This window comes from Rossellomorea pakistanensis, from assembly GCF_016908495.1.
Lineage (GTDB): Bacteria > Bacillota > Bacilli > Bacillales > Bacillaceae_B > Rossellomorea > Rossellomorea pakistanensis.
Genome location: NZ_JAFBDZ010000001.1, coordinates 36,864 through 60,596 on the forward strand (window position 1 = coordinate 36,864; position 23,733 = coordinate 60,596).

Consider the following 23,733-nt stretch of genomic DNA (forward strand, 5'->3'; position numbering starts at 1 on the left):
ACACTTTATATAATTCAGGACAATCACCTAAAGGAATCTATATTTACATATTTTATGGGGAAATAGAAAAACGCTTGAGAAACGAAGGCTTCCCAAGCGCTTTCTATTTAAATCAGGTGTACGGCTCCTCTTCATTTTTATCTTTTTCATCATGTGTTTGATGAGCACCAGGTACTTGCCTTGGAAGGTCTTGGTGTAAGTTCCGGTTTTCATACGTAAAAGCACTGTAGTATTGTTGTTCTTCTTGCCATGGAGTACTTTTATTTTCAACTTCTTCGTGTTTGCCAATTGGCGAACCGTATGGTCCTTCCGGATATTCCTCTGAAGTTAAAAAATTTCTTTGCGTTTCAACATTGGAAACATCTGTATATTCTTTATCTTTTGCCATGGTAACCACCTCTTTTTATTTTTTTATAGTGTTACCATGATGGTGTAGATTATTTTATAAGGTGCATAATCTATCTAAATTGAATCATTTGTTCTAGTTAAAAAATAATGGGGTTACTCTAATGGAGTTATTCCCATTAATTTGGTAAATAATGTTATAATTTTAACGAATAATAATAGTTGAAAGGAGGATAAAGAGAAATGAATCCCTTATTATTTGTGTTATTGATTGGTATGACAATCGTTTTGGATTTCTATTATTTATCATGATCGAAAAAGATGGGGGTGGATGAAAAATTGGTCCAACTTCCATAAAGGATTGGTTTTCTCAGGTTTTCTGATTGCCTCGTAATTCATTTATCTTGGTATCAGCATGAAATATATATATAAAACCTGTTTATTAATATGTTGCCCGATTAACGTTATGTAAGTATGGATGAGGTGAATTCAATTGTTAGATTCAATATTATTAATTACCTACCTTTCCGCATTAGTTATTTCTTTCATTGTCCTTTATAAAAAGCATAAGCACGTAAATAAAGAGGCAGGAATTAAAAATTATTTAACATCAATATGTTTTTATTTAGGTTCATTGATCGGCTTTTCAGCTTATTGGTTTGATCTAGCTGGGATCATAAGTATGTTATTAATGCTTTTCTTTTTGTTCCTCGGTGCTTATTTTACCAAATATCTTCAACCACAAAAGTGATAGACTTACTACATCGCAATTTTAAAAAAAGAAGGAGGCAGTCTCCTTCTTATCATACGTAAAATGTAGCATTTTCACTTTATTAACCTGTTTGTTTTCACTCAGTCTTCCTTAAATCATTTTCTCGGTAATCAATAAATACTCATTTACGGCATCCAATGTTGATTGGATTGATGCTTCCCAAAAGCCTTTTTTAGTAATATCTTGATTAAGATAACGTTCTGCAAGTTGTTCTACAGTCAATTTCCCTGAATTTCGTAAGAGCTCGTCGTATTGATTAATGAACGGACTTCCTTGTTCCTTTGCCAAAGCATAAATTCCATTACTGAATAAGAAACCAATAGTGTATGGAATAGTATAGAAAGCTTGCTCTGTATTATAAAAATGGGAAATCGTCATCCAGTTGTAAGGGTTTAATTCAGCTATTGTCTCACTATATAGATCAATCTGTATTTCTTCCATTAAATTAGTGATTTCTTCAGACGTCAAGAGTCCATGCTTTCTTTTTTCGTACAGTTTTTGTTCAAATTCAAACATAGAAGGGACAACACCAATATATTTTAAACCATTTGTGATTTTCATTTCGAGCAAGGATAACTTTTCTTTATCATTTTTGGCATTGGCGATCGCAGCATCCAGTACTAAATTTTCTGTGAAAGTTGAGGCAGTTTCTGCAACGCTTGTTCCTTTTTGCTGGGAAAAGGCTGGTTCTTCATGCAAAATATAATTATGGTATGCATGCCCAAGTTCATGGGCAATTGTCACTACATCTTGATAACTACCTGCGAAGGTAAGAAATATTCGACTTTCTTTCGCGAGTGGCATAGAGGCACAAAATGCCCCGTGTCCCTTATTTGCCCTGTTTTCAGCTTCGATCCATCCTTCTTGAAAGGCACGCTCGGCAAATAAGCCAAGCTTCTTGCTAAAACGATGAAATTGAGAAATTACCATTTCTGCAGCGTCTGTATACGTAACGTTTTGGTCTGTTGTAAAGCTGGGAGCCATTATATCATACCATCCTAATGAATTGATCTTGGATACTTGGGCTTTTCGTTTGATGAAGGATTTGATGACATTCTTATGTTCGTTGATGGTAGAAATCATCGTCTGCAAAGTTTGTTCATTGATTCGATTTTGGTCTAAGGATTCTTTTAGAATATTATCCCACCCGCGCTTTTTATACATGGATAACCTATATCCGGTCATGTGATTGAGAATAGAGGCAAAAAAATCTGCTTGTTTTTCAGAGACTTCTATAATCGAATGGGCAGTTTTCTCACGGATGGTACGATTGCTGGCAGACATTGCTTGATTTAACGCTTGACCAATGGAGAGTACTCGACCATTTCCATCTGGAATTTCGAGTTTGGACATTAGTAACTCATAATGATTTTCCCAGCCAGCAAATCCACTAACAGATAAATCATTCATCAAGATTTCCATTTCGGCAGGCAGCTTATTTTTCATCATTCGTTTGCGTTCCTCTAAATAAAACTGGTATGTCCTTACCTCTTCATGTTGGAGCAAACGTAACCAAGCCTCATTTGGAATTTTTACTAATAATTGATCTAGTTCTACAAGAAGGGAATTCAAATCAGCTTTGATCTTTGAACTTTCTGTCATTAAATTAGATACATTTTTGTTTTTTACATCTTCAGAGTAAACACAAATAAGATAATCATCTAGCTCAAGTGATCCATTCATGACATCTTGAATTAAATGAAAAAGTTGAATGATCTCAGGGATATTCTTTTTTTCTAATGGAAAATCAAAACTAATAATCTTTTTATGTAATTTGTCAATATCAGTGGTGAGGCGAGAGATCAATTCTTTTAGCTTGAGTGACTCTATTTCTCCTGGGTACAGCGAACTCAGATTCCAGTTTTCGCTAAAAATTTGCTCCATATGAAAATCCCTCCTAAAAATTCTATTTAATTAAAAGTATAGAAGAAAAAGGAATATTTTCCATCGTACTGTAGACTGACTTTGTAAGGCACCCGTTTGATCAATTATTTAGGATGTGTAGAAGAAAAAATAGGTTTATGTTAATTTTGAACTATAAATAATTTTCCAAATAAGGAATTGTTTACAAAGGGATAAGAGAGAGTGATTACAATTGTTTTCCCAAACACCAAAATGTATCGAATGTAAGAAAGAAATTAAAGGAAATGATGTAGTTTATGTAAAAATGATTTTTCCGAAACGAAGAGGAATGACTGAAATAAAAGCTTATTTGCAAAATGAGGGGAAATTTATATGTGAAGATTGTTATAACAAGAGGTGACATGAAATGAGAAAGCATACTCTAGTTGGGAAAATAACGATATGGCTTGGATTGTTCTATTTCATATTTGGCTGTTTTTCATTTCTTGGACCAATAGGGTATTCTTCTATTGCTCCAAAACAAGGATTAGCAGTCACATACATGTCCCTTGGAATTGCTATGATTTTATCCTCAAATTTCTTTAAGAAAGAATCTCAGTAATGTTCGAATTGACCGAAAAGAGTTTTTAGCTTTTTTAATAGATTAAGAGGATTACCTTATTTTGATATGGAATATATGTTCTATAAATGGGGCAAAAAGGGGATCGATTTATGGTGGTAGCTATTCAAAATGGCTTTGAGAAATTTGAACGACTGTACTCTTATGTAAAACAAGCGCAAACAGAATTTGGTTCATCAGCTGCGTCAGTTGTGGTTATTCAGGATGATAAAATCGTCACGGAATGGTATGAAGGAAATCATCATTTTAAAAAAGGGGCAAGAAAAGTAGCGGAAGATTCATTATTTAATATTTATTCAACTAGAAAGACCTATATTTGTACTGCACTCGCTATTGCTATCGTTGAAAACAAAGTTCCCATTGACACAGCTGTACATGAAATGATAGATAATATTCCTGAAGACGTTTTAGGAGAGATAACGATCCGAGATTTATGTATGGCCACAGGGGCTAAATTCTTTGGAGCTTCTCGAATGGAAAGGGAAGAGCTTCAAGGTAAAATTATTCAGAAAATTACCGGTTCTAGCATTACACAGCTTATTAGTGAAAAAATCCTAAAGCCCCTTAAATGGGTGAATACGGAATGGGTCACTACACCGAAAGAAAATCTTGTTTGTGATTTTCAGGCTGCAGATGGGTATGCATCTGTAAGAATCGAATCCAACGATGGCCATGAACGAAATTTATATACAAGTTCTAGAGATTTGGCTTTTTGGGGTAACTTCCACCTGAAAAAAGGGAAGATCAATGGTGTTCAAATAATACCAAGAGAAGTCTTTGATTTAATGGAAGGCATGAGATTACAAGATCCTAAAAGGCGCATTTTAGGCTGGTACCATCAAGATGATTGGTATTATGCGACAGGCGCTGCAGGCTGTCATTGCGTTGTTTTTCCAAAACATAATGCTGTTGGAGTGAGAATGTTAAATCATTATACGGATCACTATCAGGAAGACCAGCTCGCATTCAACAGCCTATTATTGGATTCTTTAAAAGACAATAGAAGCGAACAAATTCCATCAAATCGTTTGGAGATCAGGTCATGAAAAATAATCCCAAAGTAAAAGAAAGATATTTTCTCTTCCTTTTAGTATTTTCTTTTATTGGATTGATTGTAAAACTATATGGATATAGTCAATCCAATCATCAGCCATCATTTTTTTCGATTGATATTGTGATCTTACTAATACTTATTCTAGTAAGCTCAATTGGATTAATGAAAGTAAAAAAGCAGCGAAAGAACTAGTAAATCAGTTTACTAGAATTATTTTAAATTTGTGAAACAAAAGTTTGGAGGAAGATTGATTGCTAACAAGTGATAACATTTATCTCAGACCCTTCGCTGAAGCAGATGCTGAAGAACTCATTCAATTTCAATTAGAAAACCGTGATTTCTTTGAGAAGTTTGCAATGGTACGTGACGAGAATTTTTATACTTTAGATTTCCAAAAGCAGTCCATCCTAGATGCTCAAAAATCAGCAGAAGAAGATAAAGATTATAAATATGGGATCTTTCTGAATGATAACAATCATCTGATTGGAATCATCGATTTATTTGGGGTTCTTCGCGGCTCCCTTCAATATTGTTTCATTGGGTATTTTCTAGATAAAAAGTACAATGGAAAAGGGTATACGACCGAAGCTGTAAAATTAATGGTTGAATACGCATTTGAAAAGCTTCACTTACACCGTATTGAAGCTGGCGTCATGCCCCATAATATTGGTTCCATTAGAGTGTTAGAGAAAGCTGGATTCCATAAGGAAGGTATCGCGATTAAAAATGTGAAGATCAATGGAAAATGGAAAGATCATCAGGTGTTGGCGATTATTAATCCTAATGATTGAGAGTTGTGGGACATTCTTTTTATTGTGGAAAAAGCGTTTCTGTATGTTACGAAGCGCTTTTTTATATGAAGAATCTATAAGAAATTGGTTGTGAAACTTTTAACTTTGGAATCGTATAGGAATAAAAGAGACTTACTAAAAAATGGCGATTTTTGATTAACACCATGACTCAATTCGCCGGAAACATTGCAGGAATGGACGAACCATGAACTATATTTAATAGCATGGGTTGTTCGTTTAATATGTTTTAAGTTTCTAGATAATAGCATCCTCTTTTTCTTGCAAAGCAAAATAAAGGTGTGAAATTATTTTGATTCAGTTTATTGATTATTATTATGAAAGAATTCAATGGTTTATTTTAATAGCAGGATTAATCGTCTTATTCTTTCTAAAAGAATATATAACAATTCCAATATTGTTCTATTTGAGCCTTAGAGCTGTAAAACACCGCAAAATAATTAAAGATAATCTTGCTAAAATGTCAATGAAAGAAAAATTGGTTCATGGTATTGAGTTTATCCTCATAATTGCTTTATTAACAGTAATCTTGATAAATACATTAGGCTCTTTAAATGATATCGGGGTCCCAATCTGGCTATTGTATGTGTATGTATTTCTTGTCATGAATATTATTTTAGCAGGTTATGTTTACATATTGAAAAAGATGTGGAAAAAAATATAACGAAGAAAGAGTGGAGAACTATGCTTTTAGAGGAATTAAGAACTAGAGCAATGCAGATTGGTCATGTGACAAAAGAATATGAGCCCATGATTGAAGAAATAAACAAAGAAGCACAAGTCGCTATTTTCGCATGGAAGCATAAGGATAATGAGGAACTAGGCATCTTTGTCGAACTCAAAGTGGATGATGGGAGTTTGATTAATTTTAGTAAGTACACAAATTCTGAGGAGAGCTCCTTAAAGTACTCAGAGGTACAATTAAGTGAGATGGCTTTAGAATTTGTTAAAGGTCAACATCCTGACGCACTTAAATCATTCACCTTGGAAGAATGGAAAAAAACCGGAGAAAAAAAGTATAGACTCTCATATGTTCAAACTGAACTTAATCTTCCACTTCCTTTTTCAGGTTTTAATATCGACATTGCTGTCAATGGGGAGATTACTAGCTACCGTTATTATGGAAATGCCGAAAATGTACAAATGCCTGATTCAATCGTAGATAAAGAAACGGTTATGAAAGAATATTTAACTGAACTTGATATCGAATTACTTATATCAGAACTTAGCAGTGATATTTATGTTGAAGGCGATAATCTTCCACATTTGGTGTATGAACCATCTCTACCTTTTCGTTTTTATCCAGCTAATGGGGATAAGAAAACATTAGAGTATGATGAGGAAGATAAGATTGAAGAACGATTAGAAAAAATCACTAAACCTAAAGAGACTGATGTTTCTTTAAATGAACTAATTGGTTTTAATGAAAATAACTTTCAAAAAGTTCGTGAACAAGATATGGGGGATGTCACAGGAGTCGTTTGGCGGTTAAAAAACGACAACGAGTATGATGAAAATGGATTAACAATAGAAGACTATTTCAAAAGAAGAAATGACCACACATTGAAAATCATCCGGAACAATGAAACAGGAAACATCCACGGGATTATGTCGTTTCTAGAAAGAAAAGGTGAAAAGTCGCTGACATATCAAGAATGTAAAGTGATAGCATTGCAGTTTTTATTTTGCCTCCATCCAACAGCAGAACAATTTTTTAGATTAGTAGTAAATAAAAGTAGTCAAGAAGCTAACAACGACCTCTATCACTATGAGTTTCGTCTTTTTTACAATAAAATACCTATTCGTTTCGGAACGGTCAGAATTAGCGTGAAGCGAACAACTGGAATTATTGATCATTACATGGGTCCAAATATCCTAATAGAAGCCTTGTCGAAAGTAACTGCAAATCCAGCTGTATCCTCTTCCGAAGCAAGAGAAATTTTTTGTGGCGAATTTGACATTGAGCTTCAATGGAGACAGGAATATTTAGATAATAAAGAGTCTTATTTTACCTTGGCATATGCCCCCTGTTATCCGAGATTATCAGGAGATTTGTCCTTTATCGATGCTCAAACTGGGAAGAAAATAATTAAAAAGCTCTAGAATTGGTCCAGTATCGTCGGTTCAGATTCAAAATTTGTAAGAGGACCAATAAAATTGAATAATTTGGCCACGGCGAATCTAATGGAGCACTCACAATGAATTTTAAAAAAGAGAAACAACTCGAAAACCTTCACCCATCATTTGTTCAATCATTTTTGATCACATTCAATCAAAATTTTGATGATTTTATGCAGGAATTTCCAATGAAATTCCGAATGTAATAAAAGATAAAAAGACAAAATTATTGGGGGAAATCATGAAGTTAAAGATCTTGCATACGAATGACTTACATAGTCATTTTGAAAATTTCTCAAGAGCTGCTACGCTGATTAATCAGTATAGGGATGACAACACCCTTGTTCTTGATGCTGGAGATTTCGCTGACTTTAAAAGCATTGAGCTTCAAGGTACGAAAGGGGCGGCAGCAATTGAATTATTAGAGTGTGTCGGTTATGACGCATTGACGATTGGGAATAATGAAATGTTTAATGGCATCGATACACTCGAACATATGGCCTCCATCAGCCCGTTCCCGTTCATTAGCAACAATTTGCTTAGAAAGGAAAAAACTAAGGTCAATGGTGTCGTTTCAAGTGCGATCATTGTAAAAAAAGGTCTTCGTATCCTCATCACTGGATCGTCACCTGATTTGAGTGATTTCAATGATGGTCTTGGTGTACATATTCTTTCTTATAAAAAAGCGATCGCAGAAGAATTAAAAAGAAATCATGGAAAATATGATCTATGTATCGTTCTAAATCATATCGGTACTGTTGCTGATACCGAGCTAGCAGAGGAAATGAGCGGTATCGACGTTATTATATCTTCTCATGACCATCAGCTATATTCTGAAGCGAAAATAATAAACGGGACTATCATTAATAGTGCAGGCTGTTATGGAGAGTATCTTGGAATTTTGGAGCTAGAAGTAAAGAATGATAAGCTTGAATTGCTTCATTCTGGTACAATTTCTACCAGTCCTTATGAAATGGATGAAAGGGTTACATCGATTTTAAAAACAAATAAAGTGAAAGCGGTTGAAGTTTTGAGCCGGCCGCTTTACGCTATCCACCAGCCACTGTGGCATGACGTGATCGAGGAGAACCCGATTTCGAACTTAATTGCTGATGGTTTAAAAGATATGCTCAATTGTGATATTGGATTAATCAACAGTGGAATCGTCAATGCAGGAGCCTTCGATTGTCTTTCGAATAAAAAGTTAATTGAAATTTGTCCTTCACCACTAAATCCTACTTCCTTTGAAATAAAAGGAAAAAACATCAAATTGGCTTTAGGTCTATCACTGGATACACAGATATGTCTTGCAGATGGCAAAGGTCCAGGATTTAGGGGGAAATACGCAGGAAGGCTGCATGTCTCAGGAGCGAAGATCGTTCATGATGGAAAAGGAATCATTGGAATGTACATCGGGGATCAACTTCTAGAAGATGAAAGGTGGTATACTGTAGCGAGCTCTGATTATTTACAGCGTGGCTCGGGGTACCCATCGCTTGCACACAACAGAAATGTAAAGTATCGTGCTGAAGAAATCCGTGATGTTATCAGATTATATGCGAATCGACCAGAATTTATTGAAAGGGTTTTCGTAAATAGGTGGAGAGTGAGCAGTGAATTTACGGTAGCTACTTCAATAAACGGTTAGAGATCAAATCAATATCCTTAAAATTAGGCGCTCTCCAAATGGAGGAGCGTCTTTTATTTTGGTAAAGACCAGGATTTAAAGTAAAAGCGATATAAAAAGGAGGATGTATTGTCAAGTGGCTAAGAATGAAAAAGAAATAATTTAATAATCGGAAGAAAACCCCTACACATTTCCTTAAATAATGGTAAGATATATTAATGAAAACGATTATCATTATCAGGAATGGAGTGTGCTTATGTTTCGCAGCAACAAGTTATTTTTAATGATTTCATGTGTTATAGCACTGATGCTACTTGCAGCAGGGTGTGGCAACAAAGAAACAAGTAGTGAGCAGAAGGAATCAACTTCATCTCAAGAGGAGCGTGTGGTAAAACATGCTGGAGGTGAGACAACGATTAAAGGTACACCCAAAAGAATCGTAACTTTATATCAAGGAGCTAATGATACAGCTGCAGCTCTTGGTGTTAAGCCGGTGGGGATTGTCGAGTCTTGGAACCAACTACCAATTTATGAATATTTAAGATCCGATTTAGAAGGTGCAACAGTCGTTGGTCAGGAGCTGCAGCCGAACTTAGAAGAAATATCGAAATTGAAGCCAGACCTCATTATTGCTTCTACATTTCGTCATGAGAAAATTTATCCGCAATTATCTAAAATCGCTCCTACAATCATGGACGATACTGTTTATGAATGGAAGGATACGTTGAAATTAATGGCTGATGCCCTCAATAAACAAGATAAAGAAGCTGAATTATTAGCAGCTTGGGATAAACGAGTAAAAGATTTTAAATCACAAATGGGCGACAAATTGCCTATTAAAGCGACTATTACTAATTTCCGTTCCGATCATATGCGTGTTTACTATAATAGCTATGGTGGATCAATTTTAAAGGAATTAGGATTTGAAATTCTTGAACGTCCTAAAGGATCTGAAGGGGCAGAATGGGGAGAAAAAATCACGACTAAGGAAAGAATTTCTGATTTACATGCAGATGTAATCTTTAACTTCAATGCTTCTAAAGATTCTAAACTAGTGGAGAAAAACTATAAAGAGTGGACTAATCATCCGCTTTGGAAAGAGCTTGATGCTGTGAAGAATGAGAAGGTATTCCAAGTTGATGAAGTCTACTGGAATCAAGGTGCCGGTTATCAATCAGCGAATTTAATGCTTGACAGCATATATGAAATGTTTGAATTAAGAAAATAAGGATGAACTTATGACAATAGAAAACCTGCTAGAAGTGAACAATCCTGTTCATTATTGAAGCAGGTTTTCTTTAATAATGACTTAGTAAAAAAATTGAATGGTGATGAAATGGTACAACTTAATCATAGTAAGGGGAAGATACTTGGATTATTTTTGTTAGTGATCCTATTATTCATTTGTATGTTATCGAGTTTAATGTTCGGTCATACCCATTATAAATTAGCAGATCTTTACAGCATGGTAACATCATTTAATGAACATGATTTAACACATATCGTTATTTGGAAGGAACGCTTTCCACGAATGGTAATAGCGGTCGTTACGGGTGCTTCGTTGGCAGTTGCCGGAATGATCAGTCAGTTGTTGACACGCAATCCTTTAGGTTCTCCAAGTGTATTAGGGATTAATTCTGGTTCGATCTTTTTTATTGTAATTTTCGTTGTTTTATTTAAAGTGTCGGATTTAAATATCATTGTTTATTTCGCTTTTTTAGGGGCAATTGTAGCGGCTATTTTAGTTTATTTGCTTGGTTCGGTAAATTATTCAGGAACAACCTCAGTAAAAATCATTTTGGCTGGAATTGCTGTCAATGCGATGTTTGTCTCCTTTACGCAAATCATTTTATTAATGAATCAAAAAGGAATGAATGACGTTTTATTTTGGATGGCAGGGACGATTAGTGGCAGGACATTGGAGATGATCCTAGCTGTGATGCCATTATTACTATTCTCAATGATTGTGACGTGTTTTCTAGGACGGTCTATGGATATCTATGCGTCTGGTGAAAGCATTGCCAAAGGATTAGGTCAAAAAGTAATGGTCATGAAATTAGCGTTACTTATTTTAATGGTAGTACTCGCGGGTGGTTCATTAGCTGTCATTGGAAATGTTGGGTTTGTGGGTTTAATTATCCCGCATATAGCTAAAACACTTGTTGGTAATGGCTATGTTTGGTTGACGCCATATTCGATTTTACTAGGAAGCATCTTTTTATTAGTGGCAGATATCTGTACGCGGTTAATCAATCCACCTGCAGAAATTCCTTTAGGTGTCATAACAGCATTTATTGGCGCGCCGTTCTTTATTTATATTGCATTTAAAGGAGGGCGTATGCGTGGGTAATCGTTGGATTGTACGGTCGAAAAATGAGAAGATGTCATTTTTTCTAACGAAAAAAGATTTTTATAAAACGGTAACCGTTTTAGTTAGTTTGCTACTAGTCGTTTTATTAGGGTTGATGGTCGGCGATACTATTATACCTCTAAGTGAAGTCATTCATTATATATTTCATTTAGCACCAATTGAGAATGAATTTGCATTAGGAGTATTAAGGATGCCTCGTGTATTATCGGGGATGATTGTAGGTGCATCACTTGCAGTAGCTGGATTAATTGTTCAAGGGATTATTCGAAATCCATTGGCTTCACCGGATGTCATCGGTGTGACCGGAGGCGCTTCAGTAAGTGCGGTCCTATTTTTAACCTACTTCAGTGAATCCATGGGTGTTCAATGGACACCAGTCTTTGCTGTTATTGGTGCAATTATTACTTTCTTTATTATTTACCTTTTTTCATTACATCCATTCATTACTGCAAATCGAATTGTATTAATTGGGATCGGTTTAGCCACCATTTCAAATGCACTTATCACGTATATCCTTGTCACATCCGCTTCATTTTCTTCTGAACGGGCATATTTATGGCTGACAGGGAGCTTATATGGGGTCAATTGGTTACAAACGATATCCATATTCGTTTCGTTTAGTATCTTATTTTTCATTATTCTGTGGTTAAAACGCGATTTTGAGTTATATAGTTTTGGTGATTCTGTTGCCATTCAATTAGGGTTAAAATGGAAGAGGTTTAAAATCTTATTTTTGTTGTTTAGTGCATTGCTTTGCGGGTTATCGGTTGCAGTAGCTGGTGGAATAGGCTTTATCGGACTAATTACACCGCATATTTCAAGAAGGATCGTACGTCATCATACGTCATTACTATTTATTACGACAGCAGGCATCGGAGCTATGTTAGTTTTACTAGCAGACTGGATCGCCCGAACTGCCTTCTATCCGTTAGACATTCCAGCAGGTGTCTTTACTTCCGGTATCGGCGCACCCTTCTTTATTTATTTATTAATAAAAAATCGACATTCATTTTAAGGATGATACAAATGAACAATATGGTGATGAAAGAACTGAAAAATTTCGATATTTCTATTGAAGATGCCGGGACAGAGAAGGTCATGGTATCAGAATTGCTAATGGGAGAAAAATGCTTAACATTTTTACAAAATCAAATGAATGAGATAAATGCTCCAAATTTAGCCGTTACAGCATCAATGGTTTCAAAAAGGTATGCATTTCTAGTTGTGTCGTCTACATTGTATTGTATAGTTAAATTCAACTGTGCACCTGGTTTATCGATATATACATGTGCTTTAAGTAATGAACGGAAATTATCGATTCAGTCGATGACGTGTAAATGGTGGGAAATGGATCACATGGATAGAGAACAATGGCGTGAAAAGGCATTACATGATCTCTTTTCCTTACATATTACTCCTTTCTTGAACATATTGAATCAATCATCGCGAGTTTCATTATCAATTTTATGGGAAAATGTAGCAATTCGTATTAACTCGATTTACAGGAAGACACTAGAAAAAGAATTAGATCCAGTAAAAATTGAACGATTAAAAAGCGACTTTCATTTCTTAAAAAATGCGAATGGTGCCTTGTTTAATTTGAAAGAAAACCCTATAAAAAAATTTTTAAAAATAGGCGAGGAACTTAAATCAAATCCCTATCGAAAAACCTGTTGTATGTACTATAGGTTAGAAAAAGGTGTTGAAGGAATCGGATATTGTAGCAATTGTCCAGTTAAACGTAAGCAGACAAAATGAAATAATGTATGAACAATGAAATTTAAAACTATTCGACAAAAATCGGGTCGTGCTTGGCACGACCCGATTTTTCACGCTTACCAAATTTAAAGTATTAGCTGCGATCTATTTGTTAATGCTAAGAAAAGAGGAGGTGTGAGAAATATGGCACAAGATGTTCTATGCGAAGTGAATAACTGTAAATATTGGGGCTCTGGAAACAAATGCAAAGCAGATGCTATTTATGTAGTAAGTCATAAAGGCGATAAAGCATCCAATAGTGAAGAAACCGATTGTAAAACATTTGTTCCAGAAGCTTAAATTCTAGGGGCTGTCCCAAAGGATTCCGGAACCGCAATATATAGAAGAGTTTTTTGCTAGCTTCTTCTATATAATGAAGTTGTGGTTTTTTGACTCCTTGGTTATGGGCTAGCCCCTTTCCTACTTATAGTATTGATAATAAAAATCATTTTCATTCAGGTATTTTGAAATTTCTATATTAATTGGTATAGGAAAAAAGAAATGATGTTATAAAAGTTTTGTAAAAAGAAACAATCCGATTGGAACACTTCCACTCATGAACCCCGATGGTTCCTCATATATTAGACCATATAGGTTGGAATACAGGGGAGGAATAAGTCATGAAAACAAAGGAAACCCGTTTACGACGAATTCAACATCTTGCTCATGAAATAATGGATGAGATGAATTTTCAGGAAAATCATGGACAGTTTGAAACAATTAGGTCAGTGATTGATAACCTTTCACGGGCAATCGGGGACTTAGCTGATCCATTGGGTGAATTTTCCCTTGATTATATAGAAGAAAAAGTAGGAAAGGCCCATTACCAGCTATTTAATGAAAAAAAGAAGGGACATAGAGTTCCATCCAATAAGTAAATGATAATGAGCAGGGAATAGGATGATATGCGCTTAGTCAAGATTTATGCGCCTAACTTCAAGTGATAAAGGGACGCGGGACTTATGAGCCAATTCCCTAAGATTATGAGTCAAAATTCAAATTTATGAGCCTAGTCAAGATTTATGCAAATGAACTTAATGATTTTATTTTAATATTTTTATAAAAGAAGCAGAAAACCCTTTGATAAACTATTATCAAAGGGTTTTCTGCTTCTAGCATACAAACCAAAATCTAGCTGAACCTCTTATTTTTTCAATAATAAATACATAAAGTAAGGACCACCAATTAATGCGATCATAATCCCTGCTGGAATTCCATCTGGTTCTATTATGTTTCGTCCGATGGTGTCTGCAAGTAATAATAGCCATCCCCCAAGTAAAATCGCGACGGGGATAAATAATTGATTTCTCGGACCTACTAAAGCTTTGGCAATATGTGGTGCCATTAGTCCGATGAACGCAATTCCTCCCGTGACAGAAACGGCAGAAGCTGCTAAAGCTACAGCAGTTAATAGTAAGATGATCCGTTCTTTTTCAATTGATACACCAACACCAATGGTAACAGGTTCACTTAGTCCCAATAGATTTAATCGGTTCGCTTTGAATAAAGTAAAGGGAATCAGGATGACTAACCATGGAAGGATCGCCAAAATGAATGGCCAATCGGTTCCCCAAATATTCCCTGCTAACCATTTTGCGATAAAATCTACCTTAGCACGTTCGGCAGATGAAATGAGAACAATCATTGCTCCAGAAAGTGCCATCGAAAATCCAACTCCGATTAACACCAATCTGACTGGCTGAAGCCCAACCTTTTTATTATAAGAAAATACATAGATTAAAGTTGCAGTCAGTAATGCACCAATAAAAGCGACAAGTGGAAGCATATAAGCAAATGATCCAGCATCTATAGGGAAGAACAAAAAGAAAACGGCAATCGCCACACCTGCTCCTGAGTTAATCCCGATGATACCAGGATCAGCTAAATCATTTCGTGTTATCCCTTGTAAAATAGATCCTGATAAGGCAAGTGCCATACCCGCTAAAAGTGTAATAATAATTCGCGGTAATCTAATCGAGAATAATACAAATTCTTCTTTAAATGTTCCTTGACCAAGAAGGGTTGGAATCAGCCTGTCATAGGAGACAGAGGAATAGCCCATTCCTGTACCAATCGTAATAGTGATCAAAATAAGAACAAATAAAACAGCTAAAATGATTCTTTGTTTTTTGAGTAGTGATGGTTGAATCATGAGAAGGCTTTACCTCCTTTATGTACAATGAACAAGAAGAAAGGTAGCCCCATGATGGCAACAATGGCCGCTACTGGTGTTTCATAGGGGGCATTGATCGTACGCCCGAGTGTATCAGCAGCAAGCATAAAAGCAGCCCCAATGATAGCCGAGATGGGGATAATAAAACGGTAATCCGTTCCAACAATGGCACGAACGATATGTGGAATCATTAAGCCGATGAATGCCATATTTCCAACTATTGCAACAGAAGCACCGGCTAATAAAATGATGACAATAAATAGAATGGTTTTGACATAAATCGTCTTCTGACCTAATCCAACAGCTACTTCCTCACTTAAACTTAGGATCGTAAGTTGTCTAGAAAGGAGAAGTGAAATGAGGATTCCCAATGAAATAAAAGGGACAATGGCATAAAGCTGCCCCCAGGAAGTCCCGATGATTCCACCGGCTGTCCACATTGAGACATCCTTTGAAATTTTAAAATAAATCCCTATTCCTTCTGCAATCGCAAAAAGAAATGCTGACACAGCTGCACCTGCTAATACAATTCGAAGCGGGGAAAAACCGCCTTTTTTCATCGCACCGATACCAAAAACCATTATGGCTCCTACAGCTGCCCCGATAAAACAACCAATCATAATCCCGAAGTAATTAGCTGAAGGAAAAAAAGCAATCGTCACAGCAAGAGCCGCATTTGCTCCGGCCGTTAAACCAAGTAAACCAGGATCTGCAAGAGGATTTCTCGTTAATCCTTGCATAATCGCCCCCGATACAGATAAAGCAGCTCCAACAAAAATGGCTGCTATTTCTCGTGGTAAGCGAATTTCACGGATGATAGAAATGCTATCACTCTTTACATCAGAGAATAGGGCTAACCAAACATCTTTGACAGTGGTGTCAGCCGCCCCAAATACAATAGCAACAATAAACATGCCAACAAATAGTATAAGACATGCCATTAGTTTAAATAGAAAGGGGATTGAACGTTGATTTTCTTTAGTCATCACAGTCTCTCATCTTTTCTTTTTTAGTAGTATAAAGGAAGAGGCTTTTCCAAAAGGTCCGGAACCAATTTATATAGGAGGGGTATTTCTTCTATATAAACTGGCTTGGGACACCATGTTTGGAATAGCCTCATTGTTATATTAGTTACCTAGGAAAATGTCAACAAAATAATCAAGTTGCATGTCTAATGTGATAGGGTCATTAAAGTAGAATTCTTTCGCATTTACTTCAAATAGCTGATTGTTTTTAACAGCTGGAATATTTTTATATGTATCTGTTTCTTGGAATGAATTATCCGTATCTTTGTTTTTGCTAAGGATGACATAGTCACCAGCATATTCAGGAAGCACTTCTAAAGATAATGCATAATAGCCCTCTTTAAGAGCCATTTCTTTTACCTTTTCAGGCATCTCTAATTTGAATTCTTGGTAAAGGATTTCTGTTCCACGCCCCCAGTTATCACCGTAAACATATAGCTGCTTATCAAAGTTTTCAATGACAGAAACCGTTGTGTCTTCACCAATTTTGGCACGAATGTCTTCTCCAGCTTTATTCGCACGCTTTTTAAAATCATCAACCCAAGCTTTTGCTTCATCTTCTTTGTTTAATAGCTTTCCAATTTCAATGTGTTGGGTTAGATAATCGACTTTTCCATATGTAAAGGTTACAGTAGGAGCAATTTCGCTTAATTTATCGTAGTTTTTAATATTGGATAAACCAATGATTAAGTCTGGTTCTAATTCGATCATTTTTTCTAGACTTTCATCCGTTACTTCTTCCACATTTTTTAATTCTTTCTCAAAACGTGGATTCATTTTAGACCACGAATCTACTCCGACAAGATTGACGTCAAGAGCCATTACGTTTCCTACGAAAGAGGACAGGACAACAACACGCTGCGGGTCAGCAGGGACTTCGACTGGTCCATTTTCAGATTCGTATGTTATCGTTTCTTTCTTCTCGTTTTCAGTAGAATTGCTTTTTCCTTCTGATGAGCCGCTGCTACAAGCGCTAATAACCAACACTAATAGCAGCAGGAATGGTATCAATAGCTTTTTCATTTTTATGTTCTCCTTTTAATAAGTTGTACGTCATACACATTGGTTTGTTTGTTCGGGGATCTCTTCCGATTTCAGCATCAATTTGAAATACTTTTTTGAGGACGTTATGGTTTATAACTTCTTCGCAGTTACCAACTTTTACGATTTCTCCATCTTTTAATGCAATGATATAGTCCGCAAAACGTGCCGCTTGGTTCAAGTCATGGAGAACCATTACAATCGTGCGTCCCTGTTCAACATTTAATTTCTGCAAAAGTTCTAAAACTTCTAATTGATGGGCCATATCTAAGTAGGTGGTCGGTTCATCAAGAAAAATAATCTCCGTTTCTTGAGCAAGAGCCATTGCAATCCAAACACGCTGGCGTTGGCCGCCAGATAAGGAATCGACAAGACGATATTTATATTCCTGTGTACCGGTTACCTCAAGTGCCCAGTGAATCACTTCATAATCCTTCTTCGTTAATCGCCCAAAGCCATTTTGGTGGGGGAAACGACCATAAGATACCAGTTCACCAACTGTTAGCCCACTTGCACTTTCAGGAGTTTGTGGAAGAATCGCCATTTTCTTTGCGAGTACCTTTGTATTTTCTTTTGAGATATTTTTTCCGTCTAAAAAGACCGTTCCAGATTGCTGCGAAATAATGCGAGTAATCGCCTTTAATAATGTAGATTTCCCGCAGCCATTGGCACCGATAATCGTTGTAATTTGCTTGTCAGGAATGTTTACACTTAAATCCTTTACAATTAAACGTTCACCGTAACCAATATTTAATTCATTTGTATATAGGCGAACCATTATTTTCCCTCCATTTGCTGAAATAATGATCTATCAAACTAGTGATAATGATTATCAATATCGAACAATTAAATACTATAATTCTTTTAAACCATTGTCAATAGCCATTGCTATTGTCATACGGAAAGAAATCATGTATATTTAATTGAGAATGATAATCAATTCCTTTTAAAAAAGATAAGAAAGAATAAAATTTTTTGAGACTATACGGTTAGAAAAGATTTATCAGTGTCAAGCTCCAGCGCCTAGATCCTCGAGACATATAACCCTGTGAGGCTCACCCTATGCTATACGGAACCTGTTCAAGGTGCTTCAGCTTTTCTTATAATCAAGGAGTGAATGAAATGGAACAGCCAGAATTATTTGATGTAACGATAATTGGAGGAGGTCCAGCAGGGCTTTACTCTGCTTTTTACAGTGGACTAAGAGAAATGAAAACAAAGATTATTGAATATCAACCACAATTAGGCGGAAAAGTTCATGTATATCCAGAGAAAATGATTTGGGACATTGGCGGGCTAACCCCGATTTCAGGAGAAAAATTAATTGAACAGCTGGTAGAGCAAGGTTTAACATTTAACCCAGAAGTGGTGTTGAATGAAAAAGTAGAAACGATTACACGAAATGAGGAAAACATTTTTGTATTGAAGACGGCTTCCGGTCAAAAGCATTTTACTAAGACGGTTATTGTCGCAGTAGGTAGTGGAATTTTGAATCCTCAAAAGCTAGACATTGAAGGGGCAGAGAGGTTCGAGGTATCCAATTTAAATTACACAGTGAAGTCGTTAAAACGTTTCAAAGATAAAACGGTGATCATCTCAGGTGGTGGCAATACCGCTGTTGATTGGGCAAACGAATTAGAGCCTATAGCCAAAAAAGTTTATGTAACCTATAGAAAAGAGGCTTTATCTGGTCATGAAGCTCAAGTAACCCAGCTTATGAATAGTTCAGCTACATGCTTCTTACATACCTCGATTACTAAGCTGATCGCTTGTGAGAATCATGAAGTGATAGAACGTGTGGAATTAACGAATCACCAAACGGGAGAGGTATCATATTTACCTATAGATGAAGTGATGATCAACCATGGGTTTGATCGAGATTCAACATTACTTAATAATAGCGATTTACCAATCGAAATGGCTGATAATTTTTATATTGTGGGGAGTACGAATAGTGAATCATCGATAGATGGGATTTATGCAGCCGGGGACATTCTAAAGCATGAAGGAAAATTACATCTGATTGCCGGTGCTTTTCAAGATGCAGCAAACGCTGTAAACAAAGCAAAACAATTCATTCAGCCTGACGCATCTAAAATGGCTATGGTATCTTCTCATAATGAAGTCTTTAAAGAGCGCAATCGAGATTTAGTGAAACAATTGGTTAAATAATCTAAAGATACTAGGATCAAACGATGGAGTAGTCGAAGTAATATTCTATTTTTATTAACTATATAATTTTTCCATTAAGGAGCTACAGAACGTAGCTCTTTTTTATATTTCCTTATTATGATCGTTTTCATCAAAAAATATGGAAATATTAAACCATTAATTAACAAAATTTATGCTAGAATGATTATAGCAATAAAGTTGATTTTGGCTCAGAGGGGGTAAAAACATGAGAAAAACGACATTGACATATAAAATAGCATCTGAACCAGATGAATTAGGGCAAATATATAAATTAAATTACCAAACTTTTGTAGAAGAAATCCCGCAGCACGGGCAAAACGAGAATGGTCATTTAGTTGATAAATTTGATGATGAGAATACATACATAATTGCAAAAAATGAAAGCGAAGTAGTAGGGATGGTGGCCGTACGTGCTAACCGACCGTTTTCCTTAGATCAAAAGGTCAACGACTTGGATCGATATATGCCTCCATTAGCTAATCCTTGTGAAGTTCGTTTGCTTTCAGTGAAGAAAGAATTTCGCAGTACAAGGGTGTTCTACCAGCTAATCGATTCACTAGTAAACTATTGCTTGAAAATGGACTATAATTTAGTTCTCATTTCAGGAACTGACCGTCAAATTAGATTATATAAGAGGATGGGCTTTGAATCATTTGGTCCAATGGTTGGAACGGAAGAGGCAATGTTTCAGCCAATGTATTTAACAAAAGAGAAATTTGAGACCACTACAAAAGCTTTTAAAAAGATGATGATTCAAAAATCAAGGCCAACTAAAAAAATGAATTTCCTACCAGGACCAGTGCCAGTCCATGAAAAGGTGGAAAATGCATTTGGAAAAGAATCGATTTCACATCGCTCCAATGATTTTATTGAGGAAATGAAAGAAGTTCGCTTAAAACTTTGCAAGCTAGTTAACGCAAACAATGTACAAATTGTCATTGGGACTGGAACCCTAGCTAATGATTTAATTTCGGCTCAATTAACAAAAATCCCTGGCAAAGGTCTCATCCTTTCAAATGGAGAATTTGGCCATCGTCTCATTGATCATGCAGAAAGGTTTGGGGTGGATTTTTATACAATAGAAAAAAGCTGGAACGAAAAAATTACAAGAGGGGAAATTGATGACGTTCTTAAGCAGCACCCGGATATCACTTGGCTTTGGACCGTGCATTGCGAGACATCTACAGGCTATTTGTACGATATAACCAAGATTCAGCAGATTACGAAAAAGCACAATGTGAAGCTTTGTGTCGATGCATGCAGCTCTGTTGGGGTGGTTCCAGTGAACTTTCAAGATGTTTACTTAGCCAGCACAGTAAGCGGGAAAGGGTTAAGCTCTTATCCGGGATTAGCAATTGTTTTTCACCAAGAGCCGATCTCACCTGATAAACAAATTCCTAGATATTTAGATCTTGGTCAATATGCCATGACAAATAGTATCCCATATACACACTCATCTAATTTAGTCGCAGCTTTGCATGAAGCGGTGAAGAGAGTCGATTTAGATTATCGAGGGTATATTGCTGCAGTTGTTAGACGAAAGCTCAAAAATGCTGGACTTGAAATCCTGGGAGATGAGGATTATTCTCCTGGTATTATCACAATTCCCGTTCCTGATTTTATTTCTTCGAGAGACGTCGGGGATCAAATGAAAGCTAACGGAATGATCATTAGCTATGAAAGTGATTATTTACTTAAACGAAATTGGGTTCAGCTTGCTTTAATGGGAAATATGACAATGACTGAAATTGAGAAGGCATTCACCATCATAAAGCAATTTATAAGTCAAGTTGTAGAGCAGGTATAGTCATATGTTTGAAAATTTGCAAAAAACATCAGGAATGAAACTTACACTTATTGTCGCTTGTATCTTATGGATAAAAACCGTCATTGTATCGTTTGTAGGATTTGATTTTACCATTCAATCTTTTCTGGATATCGTATTAATTGTGTTCAGTCCTATTGGGTCTTTGTTATTAGTCTTCGGCTTTAGTTTTTATTTTACTAAGCGGGTAAACCGATTCGTTTTATTTGTCTTATTACTAGCAGGTACCGGTATCCTATATGGGGATTTACTATATTTTCGTTTTTACATAGACTTTGTTACAGCACCAATCCTGTTTCAATTTGATAATGTCGGCGGTTTAAGTGCCAGTACTGTCGAATTAATGAGTCCATGGGATGTCTTATTATTTATTGATTTATTTGTCATTGGATGGTTTCTGATCAAAACGAAATCAACTAAATTTACAGTCAAGAGCAAGTCTAAAAAGAAGTACGTAGCTACTGGTACGCTTTTAATAGCTATAACGGTTTGCTTGGGCCTAGTAAAGTCTAATCATCTTTTTTCTGAGTCGTATGATCGTGAACAAATGGTGAAATCATTAGGCCCCTTAAATTATCACCTCTATGATATTGCACTTGGGGTTACGGCTCCGCTTCAGAGAATATTTGTAACGGAATCCGATGCAGTCGCTTCTACAAAGTATCTTCAATCAAAGGACTCGAAACGAACCGACTTATTTGGAATAGCAAAAGGAAAAAATATTGTGCTTATAAGCATGGAATCTACCCAAGACTTCGTGATTAATCAAAAAGTAAATGGAAAAGAGGTCACCCCATTTTTGAATGATCTAGTGAAGAACAGTTTTTATTTCAGTCAGATCTATGATCAAACAGCTCAAGGAAAAACATCTGATGCTGAATTCATGGTCGATACCGGATTGTATCCTTTGGCAAGCGGATCTGTTTTTGTCAGAAGGCCAGAAAATACGTTTTATAGTCTGCCGCATATATTAAAGGAAAATAAAGATTATTATGCCGCAACCTTTCATGGCAATGTGCGAACATTTTGGAATCGGGATATCATGTACGATTCATTAGGCTACGATAAATATTTTTCTAAAAGAGATTATCAAGTAACAGACGATAATTCGATTAACTATGGCTTAAAAGACATTCCTTTCTTCCAGCAGTCTGTCGAATACTTGGAGGAGATACCAGAGCCATACTATGCAAAATTCCTTACTTTAACCAACCATTTCCCATTTCTCCTGGAAGAAGAGGATACGTTTATCGATGAAGCAGACACGGAAGAAGAAGTTGTAAATCGTTATGTTACGACTGTTCGATATTTGGATGAATCAATTAAGAAATTTTTTCAGACTTTGAAGGATAAGGGAATGTACGAAGATACCGTATTTGTCCTTCATGGAGATCACTATGGGATATCTGAGAAATATGAAGACGGTTTGAATGAGCTAATAGGTGAAGAAGAAAACATGGCCAATTATATGAAGCATCAGCAGGTTCCGTTAATCATTCATGTGCCAGGTCAAGAAGGAGAAACGATTACGACTCAAGGAGGCGAAATAGATATTCGTCCTACACTCCTTCATTTATTAGGAATAAAATCAGAGAACAGCTTTTCTTTCGGACATAATCTATTTACACGTGATATGGACCACCCTGTCATTTTCCGGGACGGAAGCTTTGTAGCTAAGGATTATCTATACAAAGATAATATCTGCTACGACAAAAATGATGGCATAATGGTCAATATGCAAAAATGTGAGCCTTATATGGAAACGGTTCGGCACGAATTGGAATTGTCGGATAATATTATATTTGGTGATTTGCTGCGATTTGTAGTGGAATAACAGGTTTTTCAATAAATTCGTCATTTATTTGTGATGTGAATTATGTAATATAGAAAGGCTGTTTTTTAAATTGTTGTTGTTTTAAAACATGAATTTTTGTGAAAAGATTGGTTGGAGCGGAAAGTTTTTAAATAACAACAAATGTTTACGGAAAAAATTCATTAGATCATAACAAAAATTTATCATTAAAAGCAATGAAAAGAAGAGTAGTGAAATATCCTTATTGACAGAGAGCTCCTATTTGCTGAAAGGGAGTAATAATGCACTTAGTGAAAAAAGACTTGGAGCTTCGTAGGTAATTATGCT

25 protein-coding genes are annotated in these 23,733 nt (G+C 35.9%); 19 read left to right on the plus strand and 6 right to left on the minus strand.

Translation table 11 applies throughout. The features are described 5' to 3' along the window. Positions 1-112 precede the first annotated feature (112 nt). Positions 113-388 carry a hypothetical protein gene (locus JOC86_RS00175; RefSeq protein WP_205167777.1) on the minus strand — a complete coding sequence of 92 codons (276 nt, stop codon included), beginning with the start codon at positions 386-388 and terminating at the stop codon, positions 113-115. 450 nt (positions 389-838) lie between these two features. Between JOC86_RS00175 and JOC86_RS00180 the strand changes: the two genes are divergently transcribed. Beyond that, positions 839-1,096: a hypothetical protein gene (locus JOC86_RS00180; RefSeq protein ID WP_205167778.1), complete on the plus strand. Its 258-nt coding sequence runs from the start codon at positions 839-841 to the stop codon at positions 1,094-1,096. A gap of 111 nt (positions 1,097-1,207) precedes the next feature. Here JOC86_RS00180 and JOC86_RS00185 read toward each other — a convergent pair whose 3' ends face one another. After that, complete coding sequence (locus JOC86_RS00185; RefSeq protein ID WP_205167779.1) at positions 1,208-3,001, minus strand: M3 family oligoendopeptidase; 1,794 nt, start codon at positions 2,999-3,001, stop codon at positions 1,208-1,210. Positions 3,002-3,212: 211 nt separating this feature from the next. Here JOC86_RS00185 and JOC86_RS24505 point away from each other — a divergent pair, with 211 nt between their 5' ends. The 15 genes from JOC86_RS24505 (at position 3,213) to JOC86_RS00250 (ending at position 14,214) form a co-directional block, all read left to right on the plus strand. After that, positions 3,213-3,380 (plus strand): Fe3+ hydroxamate ABC transporter substrate-binding protein, encoded by a 168-nt coding sequence (locus tag JOC86_RS24505; protein WP_239587315.1) that lies wholly within the window; start codon positions 3,213-3,215, stop codon positions 3,378-3,380. Positions 3,381-3,386: 6 nt separating this feature from the next. After that, positions 3,387-3,581 carry a hypothetical protein gene (locus JOC86_RS00190; RefSeq protein ID WP_205167780.1) on the plus strand — a complete coding sequence of 65 codons (195 nt, stop codon included), beginning with the start codon at positions 3,387-3,389 and terminating at the stop codon, positions 3,579-3,581. 86 nt (positions 3,582-3,667) lie between these two features. After that, positions 3,668-4,645, plus strand: coding sequence for a serine hydrolase domain-containing protein (locus JOC86_RS00195; RefSeq protein WP_239587316.1), 978 nt, complete (start codon positions 3,668-3,670; stop codon positions 4,643-4,645). Then, positions 4,642-4,845: a hypothetical protein gene (locus tag JOC86_RS00200; protein ID WP_205167781.1), complete on the plus strand. Its 204-nt coding sequence runs from the start codon at positions 4,642-4,644 to the stop codon at positions 4,843-4,845. Before JOC86_RS00195 ends, JOC86_RS00200 begins: the two co-directional genes overlap by 4 nt. A gap of 59 nt (positions 4,846-4,904) precedes the next feature. After that, a complete protein-coding gene (locus tag JOC86_RS00205) occupies positions 4,905-5,444 on the plus strand; it encodes a GNAT family N-acetyltransferase (RefSeq protein ID WP_205167782.1) in 540 nt (179 codons plus the stop codon). 310 nt (positions 5,445-5,754) lie between these two features. After that, positions 5,755-6,126 carry a hypothetical protein gene (locus JOC86_RS00210; protein ID WP_205167783.1) on the plus strand — a complete coding sequence of 124 codons (372 nt, stop codon included), beginning with the start codon at positions 5,755-5,757 and terminating at the stop codon, positions 6,124-6,126. After that, positions 6,111-7,565, plus strand: a complete 1,455-nt coding sequence (locus JOC86_RS00215; protein WP_205167784.1) for a YcdB/YcdC domain-containing protein — start codon at positions 6,111-6,113, stop codon at positions 7,563-7,565. The genes JOC86_RS00210 and JOC86_RS00215 overlap by 16 nt, the downstream gene beginning before the upstream one ends. Positions 7,566-7,660: 95 nt before the next feature. Beyond that, complete coding sequence (locus JOC86_RS24870) at positions 7,661-7,786, plus strand: hypothetical protein (protein WP_275583351.1); 126 nt, start codon at positions 7,661-7,663, stop codon at positions 7,784-7,786. A 35-nt stretch (positions 7,787-7,821) separates the two neighbouring features. Continuing rightward, positions 7,822-9,228 (plus strand): bifunctional metallophosphatase/5'-nucleotidase, encoded by a 1,407-nt coding sequence (locus tag JOC86_RS00220; RefSeq protein ID WP_205167785.1) that lies wholly within the window; start codon positions 7,822-7,824, stop codon positions 9,226-9,228. Positions 9,229-9,409: 181 nt separating this feature from the next. Next, the gene (locus tag JOC86_RS00225; protein ID WP_239587317.1) at positions 9,410-10,435 is read left to right on the plus strand and encodes an ABC transporter substrate-binding protein; all 1,026 of its coding nucleotides are present in this window, start codon (positions 9,410-9,412) and stop codon (positions 10,433-10,435) included. Positions 10,436-10,528: 93 nt separating this feature from the next. Beyond that, the gene (locus tag JOC86_RS00230) at positions 10,529-11,557 is read left to right on the plus strand and encodes a FecCD family ABC transporter permease (RefSeq protein ID WP_239587318.1); all 1,029 of its coding nucleotides are present in this window, start codon (positions 10,529-10,531) and stop codon (positions 11,555-11,557) included. After that, on the plus strand, positions 11,550-12,593 hold the full coding sequence (locus tag JOC86_RS00235) for an iron chelate uptake ABC transporter family permease subunit (RefSeq protein ID WP_205167786.1): 1,044 nt from the start codon (positions 11,550-11,552) through the stop codon (positions 12,591-12,593). The genes JOC86_RS00230 and JOC86_RS00235 overlap by 8 nt, the downstream gene beginning before the upstream one ends. Positions 12,594-12,604: 11 nt before the next feature. Then, positions 12,605-13,336, plus strand: a complete 732-nt coding sequence (locus JOC86_RS00240; protein ID WP_205167787.1) for a (2Fe-2S)-binding protein — start codon at positions 12,605-12,607, stop codon at positions 13,334-13,336. A 144-nt stretch (positions 13,337-13,480) separates the two neighbouring features. Further along, entirely contained in the window at positions 13,481-13,636 is a 156-nt protein-coding gene (locus JOC86_RS00245; protein ID WP_205167788.1) for a DUF1540 domain-containing protein, read from the plus strand. A 320-nt stretch (positions 13,637-13,956) separates the two neighbouring features. Then, on the plus strand, positions 13,957-14,214 hold the full coding sequence (locus JOC86_RS00250; RefSeq protein WP_205167789.1) for a hypothetical protein: 258 nt from the start codon (positions 13,957-13,959) through the stop codon (positions 14,212-14,214). A gap of 266 nt (positions 14,215-14,480) precedes the next feature. On the opposite strand, the gene JOC86_RS00255 is transcribed toward JOC86_RS00250, so the two are convergent. The 4 genes from JOC86_RS00255 to JOC86_RS00270 all read right to left on the minus strand — a co-directional run bounded on the left by JOC86_RS00255 (position 14,481) and on the right by JOC86_RS00270 (position 18,353). After that, complete coding sequence (locus JOC86_RS00255; protein ID WP_205167790.1) at positions 14,481-15,488, minus strand: FecCD family ABC transporter permease; 1,008 nt, start codon at positions 15,486-15,488, stop codon at positions 14,481-14,483. Next, a complete protein-coding gene (locus tag JOC86_RS00260; RefSeq protein WP_205167791.1) occupies positions 15,485-16,495 on the minus strand; it encodes a FecCD family ABC transporter permease in 1,011 nt (336 codons plus the stop codon). The genes JOC86_RS00255 and JOC86_RS00260 overlap by 4 nt, the downstream gene beginning before the upstream one ends. Positions 16,496-16,636: 141 nt before the next feature. Next, positions 16,637-17,557, minus strand: coding sequence for an iron-hydroxamate ABC transporter substrate-binding protein (locus JOC86_RS00265; protein ID WP_205167792.1), 921 nt, complete (start codon positions 17,555-17,557; stop codon positions 16,637-16,639). Continuing rightward, positions 17,508-18,353, minus strand: a complete 846-nt coding sequence (locus JOC86_RS00270) for an ABC transporter ATP-binding protein (protein WP_205167793.1) — start codon at positions 18,351-18,353, stop codon at positions 17,508-17,510. Before JOC86_RS00270 ends, JOC86_RS00265 begins: the two co-directional genes overlap by 50 nt. Positions 18,354-18,697: 344 nt before the next feature. Between JOC86_RS00270 and JOC86_RS00275 the strand changes: the two genes are divergently transcribed. The 3 genes from JOC86_RS00275 to JOC86_RS00285 all read left to right on the plus strand — a co-directional run bounded on the left by JOC86_RS00275 (position 18,698) and on the right by JOC86_RS00285 (position 23,427). After that, positions 18,698-19,747: an NAD(P)/FAD-dependent oxidoreductase gene (locus JOC86_RS00275; protein ID WP_205167794.1), complete on the plus strand. Its 1,050-nt coding sequence runs from the start codon at positions 18,698-18,700 to the stop codon at positions 19,745-19,747. A gap of 226 nt (positions 19,748-19,973) precedes the next feature. Further along, positions 19,974-21,575, plus strand: a complete 1,602-nt coding sequence (locus JOC86_RS00280; RefSeq protein WP_205167795.1) for an aminotransferase class V-fold PLP-dependent enzyme — start codon at positions 19,974-19,976, stop codon at positions 21,573-21,575. Positions 21,576-21,579: 4 nt separating this feature from the next. Beyond that, complete coding sequence (locus JOC86_RS00285; protein WP_239587319.1) at positions 21,580-23,427, plus strand: LTA synthase family protein; 1,848 nt, start codon at positions 21,580-21,582, stop codon at positions 23,425-23,427. Positions 23,428-23,733: the final 306 nt, after the last annotated feature.